The 15,384-nt window shown below is 67.6% G+C and carries 13 protein-coding genes and 1 tRNA gene; all 14 read left to right on the top strand.

Annotation, left to right across the window (positions count from 1 at the left end; translation table 11 throughout):
* On the top strand, nt 1–70 hold a 70-nt coding region (locus F0Q34_RS22680; RefSeq protein WP_149813807.1), incomplete at its 5' end, for an EF-Tu C-terminal domain-related protein.
* 121 nt (nt 71–191) lie between these two features.
* Nucleotides 192–647, top strand: coding sequence for a DUF4174 domain-containing protein (locus F0Q34_RS20595; protein ID WP_149814258.1), 456 nt, complete (start codon nt 192–194; stop codon nt 645–647).
* Nucleotides 648–718: 71 nt separating this feature from the next.
* Nucleotides 719–795, top strand: a tRNA-Trp gene (locus tag F0Q34_RS20590).
* 105 nt (nt 796–900) lie between these two features.
* Nucleotides 901–1,098 carry a preprotein translocase subunit SecE gene (gene secE / locus F0Q34_RS20585; protein WP_120010310.1) on the top strand — a complete coding sequence of 66 codons (198 nt, stop codon included), beginning with the start codon at nt 901–903 and terminating at the stop codon, nt 1,096–1,098.
* Nucleotides 1,099–1,116: 18 nt separating this feature from the next.
* Nucleotides 1,117–1,653: a transcription termination/antitermination protein NusG gene (nusG, locus tag F0Q34_RS20580; protein ID WP_149814257.1), complete on the top strand. Its 537-nt coding sequence runs from the start codon at nt 1,117–1,119 to the stop codon at nt 1,651–1,653.
* A gap of 22 nt (nt 1,654–1,675) precedes the next feature.
* Nucleotides 1,676–2,614, top strand: a complete 939-nt coding sequence (locus tag F0Q34_RS22195; RefSeq protein WP_206668112.1) for a DUF2062 domain-containing protein — start codon at nt 1,676–1,678, stop codon at nt 2,612–2,614.
* Between the two features lie 240 nt (nt 2,615–2,854).
* Nucleotides 2,855–3,289 carry a 50S ribosomal protein L11 gene (gene rplK / locus F0Q34_RS20570; RefSeq protein ID WP_149814256.1) on the top strand — a complete coding sequence of 145 codons (435 nt, stop codon included), beginning with the start codon at nt 2,855–2,857 and terminating at the stop codon, nt 3,287–3,289.
* Nucleotides 3,290–3,293: 4 nt separating this feature from the next.
* A complete protein-coding gene (gene rplA, locus F0Q34_RS20565) occupies nt 3,294–3,995 on the top strand; it encodes a 50S ribosomal protein L1 (RefSeq protein ID WP_149814255.1) in 702 nt (233 codons plus the stop codon).
* 336 nt (nt 3,996–4,331) lie between these two features.
* Nucleotides 4,332–4,850, top strand: coding sequence for a 50S ribosomal protein L10 (gene rplJ, locus F0Q34_RS20560; protein ID WP_149814254.1), 519 nt, complete (start codon nt 4,332–4,334; stop codon nt 4,848–4,850).
* A gap of 96 nt (nt 4,851–4,946) precedes the next feature.
* The gene (gene rplL, locus F0Q34_RS20555; RefSeq protein WP_149814253.1) at nt 4,947–5,324 is read left to right on the top strand and encodes a 50S ribosomal protein L7/L12; all 378 of its coding nucleotides are present in this window, start codon (nt 4,947–4,949) and stop codon (nt 5,322–5,324) included.
* 185 nt (nt 5,325–5,509) lie between these two features.
* Nucleotides 5,510–9,691 (top strand): DNA-directed RNA polymerase subunit beta, encoded by a 4,182-nt coding sequence (rpoB, locus tag F0Q34_RS20550; RefSeq protein WP_149814252.1) that lies wholly within the window; start codon nt 5,510–5,512, stop codon nt 9,689–9,691.
* Nucleotides 9,692–9,788: 97 nt separating this feature from the next.
* Nucleotides 9,789–14,057, top strand: a complete 4,269-nt coding sequence (rpoC, locus tag F0Q34_RS20545) for a DNA-directed RNA polymerase subunit beta' (protein WP_149814251.1) — start codon at nt 9,789–9,791, stop codon at nt 14,055–14,057.
* Between the two features lie 365 nt (nt 14,058–14,422).
* Nucleotides 14,423–14,794: a 30S ribosomal protein S12 gene (rpsL, locus tag F0Q34_RS20540; RefSeq protein WP_007438460.1), complete on the top strand. Its 372-nt coding sequence runs from the start codon at nt 14,423–14,425 to the stop codon at nt 14,792–14,794.
* 12 nt (nt 14,795–14,806) lie between these two features.
* A complete protein-coding gene (gene rpsG / locus F0Q34_RS20535; protein WP_149814250.1) occupies nt 14,807–15,283 on the top strand; it encodes a 30S ribosomal protein S7 in 477 nt (158 codons plus the stop codon).
* Nucleotides 15,284–15,384 lie beyond the last annotated feature (101 nt).

Here is a 15,384-nt window from a genome sequence, read left to right as displayed (position 1 = left end):
CCTGCGCTTCGCCATCCGCGAAGGCGGCCGCACCGTCGGCGCCGGCGTCGTCGCCTCCATCTCCGCTTAAGCCGGACCGCATCCTCCGGGATGGTGTGGCGGGCCGCCTTCGGGTGGCCCGCTTTTTTTTGTCCTGCAACCGGCGGAGCCCGGCGGCGTCTCCCCCTGCGGAATGGCGGGGAGAACATGGCATGGCGGAAGGCATCACGCGCCGGGCAGCGGCCGGGCTGGCCATGGCCGCCGCCGGGTTGCCGGCGGGCGCCGCGGCGCTGGCCCCCTTCACCTGGAAAAACCGCGTGCTGGTGGTGTTCGCCCCGGCGGAAGGCGCCGAATTGCGGGAACAGCGGCGGCTGCTGGCGGCGGACCGGCCGGATTTCGAGGCGCGCGACATGGTGGTGCTGGCGGTGATCGGCGCCGACCGGCTGGAGGTGCTGCTCAGCGCCGCCCAGGGGGCCGGTGCCCCGGTCAGCCCCCAGGTGCTGCGCGAGCGCTTCGGCGTGCCGCCGGAGCAGCCCTTCGCCGCCGTGCTGGTCGGAAAAGATGGCGGCGAGAAATGGCGCGCCGCCCACCCGGCCGGGCCGGACGCGCTCTGGCCGCTGATCGATGCCATGCCGATGCGCCGCAATGAGGCGGAGCGGGGCGGCTGAAGCGCGCGCCCTCTCGACATGGAGCACAGGCTGACTTATAGACGCGGCCTCGCGCAGCGATGGCGCCGCGCAGGGGCGTAGCTCAATTGGCTAGAGCGCCGGTCTCCAAAACCGGAGGTTGGGGGTTCGAGACCCTCCGCCCCTGCCAGCGCGTCAATCTTCCGCCGCGTGAACGCCGGGTCTTGCGGGGTGGCTCCGGTTCGGATGCCGCCCGCGAAGCGTGTTCCCAGGAACCAGTTTTAAGGTAGCGACTTTGGCGAAGCTCGATCCCGCGGGGTTCATCCGCGATGTGCGGCAGGAGGTGGCCAGGGTCACCTGGCCGACGCGCAAGGAGACGCTGATCACCACCGGCCTGGTTCTGGCGCTTTCGGCGCTGGCGGCAGTGTTCTTCCTGTTGACCGACAAGCTCATCCAGTTCGCGGTGGGCCTGTTGTTCGGCATCGGCGCGTAACGGACGGAGCGGGCATCCATGGCCGACATGAAGTGGTACGTCGTTCACGTCTATTCGGGCTTCGAGAAGAAGATTGCGCAGCAGCTCCGGGAGCAGGCGGCGCAGAAGGGCCTGTCGGACCAGATCGGTGACATCCTGGTTCCCTCCGAGGAGGTGACGGAAGTCCGCCGTGGCCAGAAGGTCGCCTCCGAGCGCAAGTTCTTCCCCGGCTACGTGCTGGTGAAGATGGTGATGACCGATGAAGCGTGGCACCTGGTCAAGGACACGCCCAAGGTCACCGGCTTCCTGGGCGCCCGCAACCGCCCCAGCCCGATCTCCGAGGCCGAGGCGCTGCGCATCGTGCAGCAGGTCCAGGAAGGCGCCGACAAGCCGAAGCGCCCCGCCATCGTGTTCGAGGTGGGCGAGCAGGTGCGCGTGGCTGACGGCCCCTTCACCTCCTTCAACGGCACGGTCGAGGAGGTGGACGAGGAAAAGGGCCGCGTGAAGGTATCCGTTTCCATCTTCGGCCGCGCCACGCCGGTCGAGCTGGAATACGCGCAGGTCGAAAAAGTCTGATCCGGAACGGAGCCCCCGCTTGATGCTGACGCAGCTGCGGGAAGGCTGGATCACGCTGCTGGTATCCCCCGGCGGCCCCGAGCGCGTGGCGCGCGGCGTCGCCGCTGGCGCCGGGGCGGCCATGCTGCCGGCCATCGGCCTGCACCTGGTGCTCGCCGCCGCGCTGGCCCTGCTGCTGCGCGGCAGCCTCCGCGTTGCCGCCGCGGCCTGCCTGTTGTTCGGCAATCCCCTGACCCATGCCGTGCTGCTGCCCCTGGAATTCGCCCTCGGCCGGCTGCTGCTGCCGACCGGGGCGGAGTTCCTGCCGGACCAGGGGCCGGCCTGGCTGCTGGCCCTGCTGCCGGCGGCGGAGGAAACCCTGCTGGGTGGACTGATCCTGGCGGTGCTGGCCGGGGCGCTGGGCTGGTTTCTGGCGCATCGCGCCCTGGGGCTCGGCGGCACCGCGCAGCCCCTGCGCGTCATCCACCTGAACGGTCCGATCAACAGCGGCAAGTCCAGCACCGGCCAGGCCCTGGCGGCGCGGATCGCCGATGCCGATTTCATTGATGGCGACGCCGACGGCCTGCCCGCCCACCTGCCGGAGGAGCAGCGCTGGGCCGGGGCGCTGGGCCGCATCCTGCGGCAGGTCGCCGGCACCGCCGCGCCCTGCCTGATCGTTGCCTATCCACTGGACGACACCGGCTACCGGCGGCTGCGGGCGGCCTGCGTGGCGCGCGGCGCGGCCTTGTCGGTGGTGACGCTGGCGCCGCCGCTCGATGTGGCGCTGGGTGCCCGTGGCGGCCGCGGGCCGGACGCGGAGGAGCAGGCGCGCATCCGCGCCATGTATGCCGAGGGCTATCACAGCCGGGCCTTCAGCGACGTCACGCTGGACAATGCCGGAATGACCCCGGACGAGGCGGCGCTGCGCATCCTGGCGGCGCTGGACCATGCGCGCGGCGCGGCCCACCACGCCCGCCACTGACCTTCCGGCCCGCCTGACCCTTCTTCCGCGCAAGGGAGCCATGCCGGTTCATGCCTTGGCAAGGTGCTGGACTCCTGGAGCGGCGACGGGTATAGGCCCGCCTCCGCCGCTCCTCCCAGGACGCGCTTTCGCGTGGCCGGGCCGCAGCGGCGTTTTCATCAGGGACGCGGGAGGCCCGGCCCCAGGCAACTGGGGGCAGCCGCAAGCACCGCGCGCCTCTGAACCGACAGAGGACCGATCATGGCGAAGAAGATCGTCGGCTACATCAAGCTGCAGATCCCGGCCGGCAAGGCGAACCCGTCTCCGCCGGTGGGCCCGGCGCTGGGTCAGCGCGGCCTGAACATCATGCAGTTCGTGAAGGAATTCAACGCGGCGACGCAGGGCATGGAGCCCGGCACCCCGACCCCGGTGGTGATCACCGCGTTCTCCGACCGCACCTTCTCCTTCGTCACCAAGACCCCGCCCAACACCTACTTCCTTCTGAAGGCGGCCAAGCTCGAGAAGGGCAGCCAGACCCCGGGCAAGGGTGGCGTGGTCGGCCGCGTGACCAAGTCCCAGCTGCGCGAGATCGCCGCGACGAAGATGAAGGACATGAACGCCAACGACGTGGAGGCCGCCGTGCGCATGCTGGCCGGTTCCGCCCGCTCGATGGGCATGTCCGTGGTGGAGGGCTGAGATCATGGCCAAGCAGGGCAAGCGTCTGAAGGCGATCTACGCCGGTCTGGACCGTGACAAGCAGTACGCGCTGGCCGAGGCCATCGCGACGGTGAAGGCCAACGCCAAGGCGAAGTTCGACGAGACCGTCGAGATCTCGATGAACCTCGGCATCGACCCGCGCCATGCCGACCAGATGGTGCGCTCCATGGTGTCCCTGCCGCACGGCACGGGCAAGACCGTCCGCGTCGGTGTGTTCGCCCGCGGCGCGAAGGCCGAGGAGGCGCAGGCCGCCGGGGCCGACGTGGTGGGCGCCGAGGACCTGCTGGAGCTGGTGCAGGGCGGCACGATCGAGTTCGACCGCTGCATCGCGACGCCGGACATGATGGGCATCGTCGGCCGCCTGGGCAAGATCCTCGGCCCGCGCGGCCTGATGCCGAACCCGAAGCTCGGCACCGTGACGATGAACGTCAAGGACGCCGTGGCCGCCGCCAAGGCCGGCCAGGTGGAGTTCCGCGCCGAGAAGGCCGGCATCGTGCATGCCGGCATCGGCAAGGTGTCCTTCACCGAGGAGCAGCTGGTCGAGAATGCGCGCGCCTTCGCGGATGCCATTCAGCGCGCCAAGCCGACCGGCGCCAAGGGCACCTATGTGAAGAAGGTCGCCGTGTCCTCCTCCATGGGCCCCGGGCTCAAGGTGGATGTCGCCTCCCTGGCGGCCTCGGCCTGATTGTTTCCGGGCGGGGCTTCGGCCCTGCCCGGCGAGATTCGCGCCCCGCTTGCGGGGCGCGGGCAGGGGGCCCGGCCCAGGCCGTGTCCCCGATCCTGTCCGAGAGCGCGTGTGGCCCGCAATGGCGGGCCTTAAGGGGGCAACTGCCCCGCAAGCGTGAGATGGGGATGCCAAGAGCTGTGTTGCCCGGCGCCGTTGCGCGGTTCCGGCATGATGGGCTTGGTTTTCCGCAAACTCAGACAGGCGAACCGGGGTGCCTCCGCTTGGCGGTGGTGCCCCCGTGTGAACCGGCCGGGGCCCTTCCACAAGGCACCGGTCACCGTGTGGAGACGGGAGTTGGATCGTACGGAGAAGCGTGCGTTCGTGGCCTCCCTCGCGGAGGTGTTCGCGGACACGTCCTTCGTGCTCGTCGCCCAGAACAATGGGCTGACGGTCGCGGATGTGAGTGACCTGCGGCGCAAGATGCGGGCGGCGGGCGCGACGTATAAGGTCGCGAAGAACCGGCTGGCCACCCTCGCCCTCGACGGCACTCGCTTCCAGGGCATCGCGCCGCTGCTGAAGGGGCCGACCGCGCTTGCGTGGTCGACGGACCCGGTGGCTGTGGCGAAGACCGCCGTGGAGTTCGCCAAGGGTAACGACAAGTTCGTGATCCTGGGCGGGGCGATTGGTGAGCAGACCCTGAACGTCGATGGCGTCAAGGCTCTGGCCACCCTGCCCTCGCTCGAAACCCTGCGCGCGCAGCTGGTGGGTCTTATCCAGACCCCGGCGACGCGCATCGCTGGCGTGCTTCAGGCACCCGGCGGGCAGGTGGCGCGCGTGCTGGCGGCTTACGCCAAGAAGGACGAGGCGGCCTAAGGCCCCTTTGCGGAATACCCGCCCCGGGCGGTCGGACTTTGCCGGCCGGGGATTGCAATCATCATGCCTGGCTATTAGATCGAAGGATAGAGAACCATGGCCGATCTCGCGAAGCTGGTTGACGAGCTGTCCAGCCTGACCGTTCTGGAAGCCGCCGAGCTGTCGAAGCTGCTGGAGGAGAAGTGGGGCGTGTCCGCCGCTGCTCCGGTCGCGGTTGCCGCTGCTCCGGCCGCTGGCGCTGCCGCTCCGGCTGCTGAGGAGCAGACCGAGTTCACCGTTGTCCTGGCCGCGGCCGGTGACAAGAAGATCAACGTCATCAAGGAAATCCGCACCATCACCGGTCTGGGCCTGAAGGAGGCCAAGGATCTGGTCGAGGGCGCGCCGAAGACCGTGAAGGAAGGCGTTTCCAAGGACGAGGCCGAGAAGATCAAGAAGGTCCTCGAGGAGAACGGTGCGAAGGTTGAGGTCAAGTAAGAACCTTTCCGCCCCGCGTCAGCGCGGGGTGGGCCAGGGTTAAGCTTGGAACGGGCGGGAACCCCCATGGGTTCCTGCCCGCGACTGCGTTGCGGAGGGAGGTCTCTCCGGGGCGCCTGAATACGGGTGGGGTCTACCCGCCGGCCGGGCGGTTTTGGGCCGGAGCGAAGGGAAGCAGGACGGGCATGAACGCAATCACGAAGTCGTTCACCGGGCGGAAGCGCATCCGGAAGTCATTCGGGCGGCTGCCCGAGGTGGCGCCGATGCCGAACCTCATTGATGTGCAGCGGGCCTCCTATGAGGCGTTCCTGCAGATGGGGGTGAATCCGGATTCCCGCACGAACACCGGGTTGCAGGAAGTCTTCAAGTCGGTTTTTCCGATTGACGATTTCGCCGGGCGGGGCCGCCTGGAGTTCGTCCAGTACGAGCTCGAAGAGCCGAAATACGACGTCGAGGAATGCATCCAGCGCGGGCTGAACTTCGCCGCGCCGCTGAAGGTGCGGCTGCGCCTGATCGTCTGGGACGTGGACGAGGACACCGGTTCCCGCTCCGTCCGCGACATCAAGGAGCAGGATGTCTACATGGGCGACATGCCGCTCATGACGGACAACGGCACCTTCATCATCAACGGCACCGAGCGCGTCATCGTTTCCCAGATGCACCGCTCGCCGGGCGTGTTCTTTGACCACGACAAGGGCAAGACGCACTCCTCGGGCAAGTACCTGTTCGCGGCGCGGGTGATCCCGTATCGCGGCTCCTGGCTGGATTTCGAGTTCGACGCCAAGGACATCTGCTACGTTCGTGTTGACCGGAAGCGCAAGCTGCCCGCCACGACGCTGCTTTATGCCCTGGAGTCCGAGCGCACGGAGCAGCTTCGCGCCGAGCGCGGCGAGAGCCTGGAGCCGGGCGAGGTCCGCGGCATGGATGCCGAGGAGATCCTGAACACCTTCTACGAGCAGGTGGTGTTCAGCCGCGGCGCCAAAGGCTGGAGCCAGCCCTTTCAGCCGGACAGCTTCCGCGGCGTGAAGCTGATCGAGAATCTGGTGGATGCCGAGAGCGGCGAGGTGGTCGCCGAGCGCGACACCAAGCTGACCCCGCGCCTGGCCCGCAAGATCGCCGAGGCCGGCACCAAGGAAGTGCTGGTCGGCCGCGCCGACCTGCTGGGCCGCTTCGTGGCCGAGGACCTCGTCGACCACAACACCGGCGAGATCTGGGCCGAGGCCGGCGACGAGCTGACCGAGCCCAAGCTGGCGGCCATCGAGCAGGCCGGCCTCGACAAGCTGCCGACCCTGGCCATCGGCCAGAATGTCGGCCCCTGGCTGCGCAACACGCTGGCGGTGGACAAGAACGCCACCCGCGACGATGCCCTGATGGACATCTACCGCGTGATGCGCCCGGGCGAGCCGCCGACGCCCGAGACGGCCGAGGCGCTGTTCCGTGGCCTGTTCTTCGACCCCGAGCGCTACGACCTGTCCACGGTCGGCCGCGTCAAGATGAACATGCGCCTGGGCTTCAGCCTGGAGGACGTGCCGGACACGGTGCGCACCCTGCGCAAGCAGGACATCCTGGCCACCGTGCGCACCCTGCTGGAGCTGAAGGACGGCAAGGGCCAGATCGACGACATCGACAACCTCGGCAACCGCCGGGTGCGTTCGGTCGGCGAGCTGATGGAAAACCAGTACCGCGTCGGCCTGCTGCGCATGGAGCGCGCGATCAAGGAGCGCATGGGGTCGGTCGATATCGACACCGTCATGCCGCATGACCTGATCAACGCGAAGCCCGCCGCCGCCGCGGTGCGCGAGTTCTTCGGCTCCTCGCAGCTGTCGCAGTTCATGGACCAGACCAATCCGCTGTCCGAGGTGACGCATAAGCGCCGCCTTTCGGCGCTTGGCCCGGGCGGTCTGACGCGCGAGCGCGCCGGCTTCGAGGTGCGCGACGTGCACCCGACGCATTACGGCCGCATCTGCCCGATCGAGACGCCGGAAGGCCCGAACATCGGCCTGATCAACTCCCTCGCCACCTTCGCCAAGGTGAACAAGTACGGCTTCATCGAGACGCCGTACCGCCTGGTGCAGGATGGCAAGATCACCGGCCAGCCCCGCTACCTTTCCGCCATGGAGGAGGAGAAGCTGGTGGTCGCCCAGGCCGATGCCGAGGTGGATGCCGATACGGGCGAGTTCCGCTCGGACCTCGTTTCCGTCCGCCAGGGCGGCGACTTCCGGCTGGTGAAGCCGGAAGAGGTGACGGCCATCGACGTCTCGCCGAAGCAGCTGGTTTCCGTCGCCGCGGCGCTGATCCCGTTCCTGGAGAACGACGACGCCAACCGCGCGCTGATGGGCTCCAACATGATGCGCCAGGCGGTGCCGCTGGTCCGCTCCGACGCGCCGCTGGTGGGCACGGGCATGGAGGCCGCGGTCGCCCGCGACTCCGGCGCGACCATCGTGGCGCGGCGCGGCGGCGTGGTGGACAGCATCGACGGCGCCCGCATCGTGGTGCGCGCCACGAATGAGGAGGACGGCACCACCCGCGGTGTCGACATCTACCGCCTGCGCAAGTTCCAGCGCTCCAACCAGTCGACCTGCATCAACCAGCGCCCGCTGGTGAAGGTGGGCGACCAGGTGGCGGGTGGCGACATCATCGCCGACGGCCCCTCCACGGAGCTGGGCGAGCTGGCGCTGGGCCGCAACGTGCTCGTCGCCTTCATGCCCTGGAACGGGTACAACTTCGAGGACTCCATCCTGATCAGCGAGCGCATCGCCAAGGATGACGTCTTCACCTCGATCCATATCGAGGAATTCGAGGTGATGGCCCGCGACACCAAGCTGGGCCAGGAGGAGATCACCCGCGACATCCCGAACGTGGGTGAGGAGGCGCTGCGCAACCTCGACGAGGCCGGCATCGTCTATGTCGGCGCCGAGGTGAACCCGGGCGACATCCTGGTGGGCAAGGTGACGCCGAAGGGCGAGAGCCCGATGACGCCGGAGGAGAAGCTGCTCCGCGCCATCTTCGGCGAAAAGGCGTCCGACGTGCGCGACACCTCGCTGCGCCTGCCGCCCGGCACCACCGGCACCATCGTGGATGTGCGCGTGTTCAACCGCCGCGGCGTCGACAAGGACGAACGCGCCATGGCGATCGACCGCGCCGAGATCGAGCGCCTGGCCAAGGACCGCGACGACGAGAAGGCCATCCAGGAGCGCAGCTTCCATTCCCGCCTGCGGGAGAAGCTGCTGAACCAGAAGGCCTCGGGCGGCTTCAAGGGCGTGAAGTCCGGCACCGTCATCGACGATGAGGTGCTGAACCAGTTCGCCCGCGCCACCTGGCGCCAGATCGGCGTGCAGGACGACGCTGTGATGGTCGAGATCGAGGCGCTGAAGCGCGAGTTCGACGCCGCCGTCGACAAGCTGCAGAAGCGCTTCGAGTCCAAGGTCGAGAAGCTGCAGCGCGGCGACGAGCTGCCGCCCGGCGTGATGAAGATGGTCAAGGTCTTCATCGCGGTGAAGCGCAAGCTGCAGCCGGGCGACAAGATGGCCGGCCGCCACGGCAACAAGGGCGTGGTGTCCCGCGTCGTGCCGGTGGAGGACATGCCGTTCCTGCCGGACGGCACCTCGGTCGATCTCGTGCTGAACCCGCTGGGCGTGCCGTCGCGCATGAATATCGGGCAGATCCTGGAGACGCATCTGGGCTGGGCCTGCGCCAATATCGGCAAGTCGATCGGCGAGCTGGTGGAGGATTACCGCCGCGCCGGCGCCGCCCGCGAGGCGCTGCTGGACAAGCTGCGGGAGGTCTATGGCGACGAGATCTATGGCCGCGACATCGAGGACATGAGCGAGGACCAGCTGATCGAGCTGGGCGAGAACCTCCGCAAGGGCGTTCCCATCGCGACCCCGGTGTTCGACGGCGCGCGGATCTCCGACATCGAGACCATGCTGGACAAGGCGGGCCTCGACACCTCGGGCCAGACCACGCTGATCGATGGCCGCTCCGGCGAGCCCTTCGAGCGCAAGGTCACGGTCGGCTACATCTACATGCTGAAGCTGCACCACCTGGTCGACGACAAGATCCACGCGCGGTCGATCGGTCCATACTCGCTCGTCACCCAGCAGCCGCTGGGCGGCAAGGCGCAGTTCGGCGGCCAGCGCTTCGGCGAGATGGAGGTGTGGGCGCTGGAAGCCTATGGCGCCGCCTATACCCTGCAGGAGATGCTGACGGTGAAGTCGGACGACGTGTCCGGCCGCACCAAGGTGTATGAGGCCATTGTCCGCGACCAGGACAGCTTCGAGGCTGGCATTCCGGAATCCTTCAACGTTCTGGTGAAGGAGCTGAAGTCGCTGGGCCTGAATGTCGACCTGGAGAACCGCCCGTCTTGATCGGTTCCGCTCCGACCACGACGTGCTTGATGAACCTTTTGCTCAGCCGCGCCGGGGACACCCCGGCGCGGCGGCCTCACCTTGAGAGGACGGGCGCATGAACGAACTGATGAAGATCCTGGGCCAGACTGGCCAGGCGATGACGTTTGATCAGATCAAGATCACCATCGCCTCGCCGGAGCAGATCCGCTCCTGGTCCTATGGCGAGATCAAGAAGCCCGAGACGATCAACTACCGCACCTTCAAGCCGGAGCGGGACGGGCTGTTCTGCGCGCGCATCTTCGGTCCGATCAAGGACTATGAGTGCCTGTGCGGCAAGTACAAGCGGATGAAGTTCCGCGGCATCATCTGCGAGAAGTGCGGCGTCGAGGTCACGCTGGCCAAGGTGCGCCGCGAGCGCATGGGCCATATCGAGCTGGCCTCCCCGGTCGCCCATATCTGGTTCATGAAGAGCCTGCCTTCGCGCGTCGGCCTGATGGTCGACATGTCGCTGAAGGACCTGGAGAAGGTGCTGTACTTCGAAAGCTATGTGGTGCTGGAGCCGGGTCTGACCGACCTGAAGCTGCACCAGTTGCTGACCGAGGAGCAGTACGTCTCCAAGCAGGACGAGTTCGGCGAGGATGCCTTCTCCGTCGGCATCGGCGCCGAGGCGGTGAAGCAGATGCTGGCCGGCATCGAGCTGGACCGCGAAAGCACCGAGCTGCGCGCTGAGCTGAAGGAGACCACCTCCGAGGCCAAGCGCAAGAAGCTGGTCAAGCGCCTCAAGATGATCGAGAGCTTCGCCGAGGGCGGCGCCCGCCCGGAGTGGATGATCCTCGACGTCGTGCCGGTGATTCCGCCCGAGCTGCGCCCGCTGGTGCCGCTGGATGGCGGCCGCTTCGCGACCTCCGACCTGAACGACCTGTACCGCCGCGTCATCAACCGCAACAACCGCCTGAAGCGGCTGATCGAGCTGCGCGCGCCGGACATCATCGTGCGCAACGAGAAGCGCATGCTGCAGGAATCGGTGGACGCGCTGTTCGACAATGGCCGCCGCGGCCGCGCCATCACGGGCGCCAACAAGCGCCCGCTGAAGTCGCTCTCCGACATGCTGAAGGGCAAGCAGGGCCGTTTCCGGCAGAACCTGCTTGGCAAGCGCGTCGACTATTCGGGCCGTTCCGTCATCGTCGTCGGGCCGGAGATGAAGCTGCACCAGTGCGGCCTGCCCAAGAAGATGGCGCTGGAGCTGTTCAAGCCCTTCATCTACTCGAAGCTCGAGAAGTATGGCCACGCCACCACCATCAAGGCCGCCAAGCGGATGGTGGAGAAGGAGCGTCCCGAGGTGTGGGACATCCTGGAAGAGGTCATCCGCGAGCATCCGGTGATGCTGAACCGCGCGCCGACGCTGCACCGCCTGGGCATCCAGGCCTTCGAGCCGGTGCTGGTCGAAGGCAAGGCGATCCAGCTTCACCCGCTGGTCTGCACCGCCTTCAACGCGGATTTCGACGGCGACCAGATGGCCGTGCACGTGCCGCTGAGCCTTGAGGCCCAGCTGGAAGCGCGCGTGCTGATGATGTCCACCAACAACATCCTCAGCCCCGCCAACGGCAAGCCGATCATCGTGCCGTCCCAGGACATCGTGCTGGGCCTCTACTATCTCTCCCTGGAGACGCCGGAGTTCCGCGTCGCCCAGAAGGAGCTGGAGGAGATCCAGGCGGCGATCCGTGGCGCCAATGGCAAGTCGGTGGATGCGCTGTCCGAGGCCGAGCGCAAGGCCCTGCAGCACCGCCCGCATGTGTTCGGCGATTTGGGCGAGGTGGAGCAGGCGCTGGCCGCCGGCTCGATCACCCTGCACACCGCCGTCATGGCGCGGGTGCCGGCGCCGACCGACGACCTGCCGAACCGCCGCGAAACGGTGCTGACCACGGCCGGGCGCATGATGATGGGCGCGCTGCTGCCGCGTGACCCGCGCACGCCCTATTCCCTGGTCAACCGCCAGCTCACCAAGAAGTCCATCTCGGACGTGATGGACGCGGTTTACCGTCATTGCGGCCAGAAGGAGTCGGTGATCTTCGCCGACCGGTTGATGGCGCTGGGCTTCCGCCAGGCGGCCAAGGCCGGCATCTCCTTCGGCAAGGACGACATGATGATCCCCGCCGAGAAGGAAGGGCTCATCGCGCGCACCAAGGCCGAGGTGAAGGAGTTCGAGCAGCAATACCTCGACGGCCTGATCACGGCGGGCGAGCGCTACAACAAGGTGGTCGATGCCTGGTCCCGTTGCACGGACGAGGTGGCGACCGCGATGATGAAGGAGATCTCCAAGCAGGAGGTCGGCCGCGTCACCAATTCCGTCTGGATGATGTCGCATTCCGGCGCCCGCGGCTCGCCGGCGCAGATGCGCCAGCTGGCCGGCATGCGCGGCCTGATGGCCAAGCCCTCGGGCGAGATCATCGAGCAGCCGATCATCGCGAACTTCAAGGAAGGCCTGTCCGTCCTGGAGTACTTCAACTCGACCCACGGCGCCCGCAAGGGCCTCGCGGACACCGCGCTGAAGACCGCGAACTCCGGCTACTTGACCCGCCGCCTGGTGGACGTGGCGCAGGACTGCATCATCGTCGAGAATGATTGCGGCACCGAGCGCGGCATCACCGTGCGCGCCGTGATGGATGGCGGCGAGGTGGTCTCCTCGCTGTCCGAGCGGATCCTGGGCCGGACGGTGCAGCGCGAGGTGGTGGACCCCTCCACCGGCGAGGTGCTGCTGCCCCGCAACGCGCTGATCGAGGAGCCGGACGCCGAGCGCATCGAGAAGGCGGGGGTGGAGGAAGTCTATATCCGCTCCGTGCTGACCTGCGACGCGCGGTCGGGCGTTTGCGGCAACTGCTATGGCCGCGACCTGGCGCGCGGCACCCCGGTGAACATCGGCGAGGCCGTGGGCGTCATCGCCGCCCAGTCCATCGGCGAGCCGGGCACGCAGCTCACCATGCGCACCTTCCACATCGGCGGTGCCGCGACCCGCGGGGCCGAGCAGTCGGCGGTGGAGGCCACGGGCGAGGGCACGGTGTCCGTGCTGAACCGCAACGTCGTCGCCAACTCCGCCGGCGTGCCGATCGTGATGTCGCGCAACTGCGAGATCGTGCTGACGGACGCCAATGGCCGTGAGCGCGCCCGCTACCGCGTCCCCTATGGCGCGCGGCTGCTGGTGCTGGAGGACGGGCTGGAGGTCACGCGCGGCCAGAAGCTGGCCGAGTGGGACCCGTTCACCCTGCCGATCATCACCGAGCGTTCGGGCTCCATCGAATATGCCGACCTGATCGAGGGCATCACCCTGGTCGAGCGGCAGGACGAGGTGACCGGCCTCTCCTCCAAGGTGGTGGTGGACTACAAGCAGGCCGCCAAGGGCGTCGATCTGCGCCCGCGCATCATCCTGAAGGATGAGCGGGGCAATATCGTGAAGCTGCCCAACGGCGCCGAGGCCCGCTACTTCCTGTCGCCCGACTCGATCCTTTCAGTCGAGAACGGCGCCACGGTGCAGGCCGGCGACGTCATTGCCCGCCTGCCGCGCGAGTCCTCCAAGACCCGCGACATCACCGGCGGTCTGCCCCGCGTGGCCGAGCTGTTCGAGGCCCGCCGCCCGAAGGACCACGCGATCATCAGCGAGATCGACGGGCGCGTGGAGTTCGGCAAGGACTACAAGGCCAAGCGCCGCATCCTGGTGGTGCCGGAGCAGGTGGGCGACGAGCCGCCCGTGCCGCGCGAATACCTGGTGCCGAAGGGCAAGCACGTTTCGGTGCAGGAAGGCGACTATGTGAAGGCCGGCGACCCGCTCGTCGACGGCCCGCGCGTCCCGCATGACATCCTGCGCGTGCTGGGCGTCGAGGCGCTGGCGAACTACCTGGTGAATGAGATCCAGGACGTCTATCGACTGCAGGGCGTGAAGATCAATGACAAGCACATCGAGGTCATTGTTCGTCAGATGCTGCAGAAGGTGGAGATCCTGGAGCCGGGCGACACCACCTACCTGACCGGCGAGACGGTGGAGCGGATCGAGTTCGAGATCGAGAACGAGAAGCTGCTCGCCCGCAAGGAGCGGCCCGCCCGGGCCGAGCCGGTGCTGCAGGGCATCACCAAGGCGTCGCTGCAGACCACCTCCTTCATCTCGGCCGCCTCCTTCCAGGAGACGACGCGGGTGCTGACCGAGGCGGCGGTGGCCGGCAAGGTCGACTACCTGGCGGGCCTGAAGGAGAACGTCATCGTGGGCCGCCTGATCCCGGCGGGCACGGGCTCGGTGATGAACCGCCTGCGCGCGCTGGCCGCCCAGCGCGACGGGCAGCGGCTGCCGCAGGGGCAGGGCGCCTTGCCCAAGCCCGGGCAGCAGGCCGCCGAATAACAGCGAAGCTGCCGCCATTTCCGGGAAACCGGAATGGCGGCCAGGCTGCAGCTTGCCGGCGCGGTCTGCGCTGGCTGCATGGAAGCCGGGCCCCCACGGGGCCCGGATTCAGTGTTTACGGGGTGCGGCGTGCTTGACTCATGGGGGGTCGGCACGTAGTTTCCGCCCCCTCGACGGGGTCGATCCTTCCAAGGTTCGGCCTGCGGAGTTCTGGACGACAGGTTCTGAGCAACCGGCACTGCCATCCCTGGATGGCCAAGACCGGAGGCGGGAATAGAGCCCGGGGAGTTGGCGCGAAGCGCCGCTCGATCGGGTGTTCCTGCTTGGCGAGGGATCTGGGCGTCAGTAGAAGCACAAGGGGCGTCATGCCGACGATCAACCAGCTCATCGCCAGCGGGCGTGAGCCCAAGCCGGTCCGGAACAAGGTTCCGGCCTTGCAGAACTGCCCGCAGAAGCGTGGCGTCTGCACCCGCGTCTACACGACCACGCCGAAGAAGCCGAACTCGGCTCTGCGTAAGGTCGCCAAGGTGCGTCTCGTGAACGGCCACGAGGTGGTGAGCTACATCCCGGGCGAAGGTCACAACCTCCAGGAGCACTCCGTGGTGCTGATCCGTGGCGGTCGCGTGAAGGATCTTCCGGGCGTGCGCTACCACATCCTGCGCGGCGTGCTGGACACGCAGGGCATCGCCAAGCGGCGCAAGCGGCGCTCGCTCTATGGCGCGAAGCGGCCGAAGTAAGGAAATCAAGCGATGTCGCGTCGCCACAGCGCCGAGAAGCGCGAAGTTCTGCCCGATCCGAAGTTCGGTGACATCGTGCTCAGCCGTTTCATGAACGTGCTGATGTATGACGGCAAGAAGAGCACGGCCGAGCGTATCGTCTACGCCGCCATGGACACCCTGAAGAAGCGTGGTGGTGCGAACAGCGACCCGCTGCGGCTGTTCCATGAGGCGATGGACAACGTGAAGCCGGCCGTCGAGGTCCGCTCCCGCCGCGTCGGTGGTGCCACCTACCAGGTGCCCGTCGAGGTCCGTCCGGAGCGCCGCCAGGCCCTGGCCATCCGCTGGCTGATCGAGTCTGCGCGCAAGCGTGGTGAGCACACCATGGAAGAGCGCCTCTCGGCCGAGCTGATGGATGCCGCGAACAATCGCGGTACCGCCGTGAAGAAGCGTGAAGACACGCACCGGATGGCTGAAGCCAACAAGGCTTTCAGTCACTACCGCTGGTAACAGACCCGATCGGGGAATAAGACGATGGCGAAAGCTAAGTTTGAGCGGAACAAGCCGCACTGCAACATTGGCACGATCGGGCATGTGGACCATGGCAAGAC

Source organism: Teichococcus oryzae (assembly GCF_008386565.1).
Lineage (GTDB): Bacteria > Pseudomonadota > Alphaproteobacteria > Acetobacterales > Acetobacteraceae > Pseudoroseomonas > Pseudoroseomonas oryzae.
The sequence above is the reverse complement of the archived record's forward strand: the minus strand, read 5'-3'. Positions and strand labels throughout refer to the sequence as shown.

Bases quoted from the DNA above. Each gene is read 5' to 3' on its own strand.
- nusG (WP_149814257.1), top strand. From the start codon at position 1,117: ATGGCCGACATGAAGTGGTACGTCGTTCACGTCTATTCGGGCTTCGAG.
- rpoC (WP_149814251.1), top strand. From the start codon at position 9,789: ATGAACGAACTGATGAAGATCCTGGGCCAGACTGGCCAGGCGATGACG.
- rpsL (WP_007438460.1), top strand. From the start codon at position 14,423: ATGCCGACGATCAACCAGCTCATCGCCAGCGGGCGTGAGCCCAAGCCG.
- rplL (WP_149814253.1), top strand. From the start codon at position 4,947: ATGGCCGATCTCGCGAAGCTGGTTGACGAGCTGTCCAGCCTGACCGTT.
- rplK (WP_149814256.1), top strand. From the start codon at position 2,855: ATGGCGAAGAAGATCGTCGGCTACATCAAGCTGCAGATCCCGGCCGGC.
- rpoB (WP_149814252.1), top strand. From the start codon at position 5,510: ATGAACGCAATCACGAAGTCGTTCACCGGGCGGAAGCGCATCCGGAAG.
- F0Q34_RS20595 (WP_149814258.1), top strand. From the start codon at position 192: ATGGCGGAAGGCATCACGCGCCGGGCAGCGGCCGGGCTGGCCATGGCC.
- F0Q34_RS22195 (WP_206668112.1), top strand. From the start codon at position 1,676: ATGCTGACGCAGCTGCGGGAAGGCTGGATCACGCTGCTGGTATCCCCC.
- rplA (WP_149814255.1), top strand. From the start codon at position 3,294: ATGGCCAAGCAGGGCAAGCGTCTGAAGGCGATCTACGCCGGTCTGGAC.
- rpsG (WP_149814250.1), top strand. From the start codon at position 14,807: ATGTCGCGTCGCCACAGCGCCGAGAAGCGCGAAGTTCTGCCCGATCCG.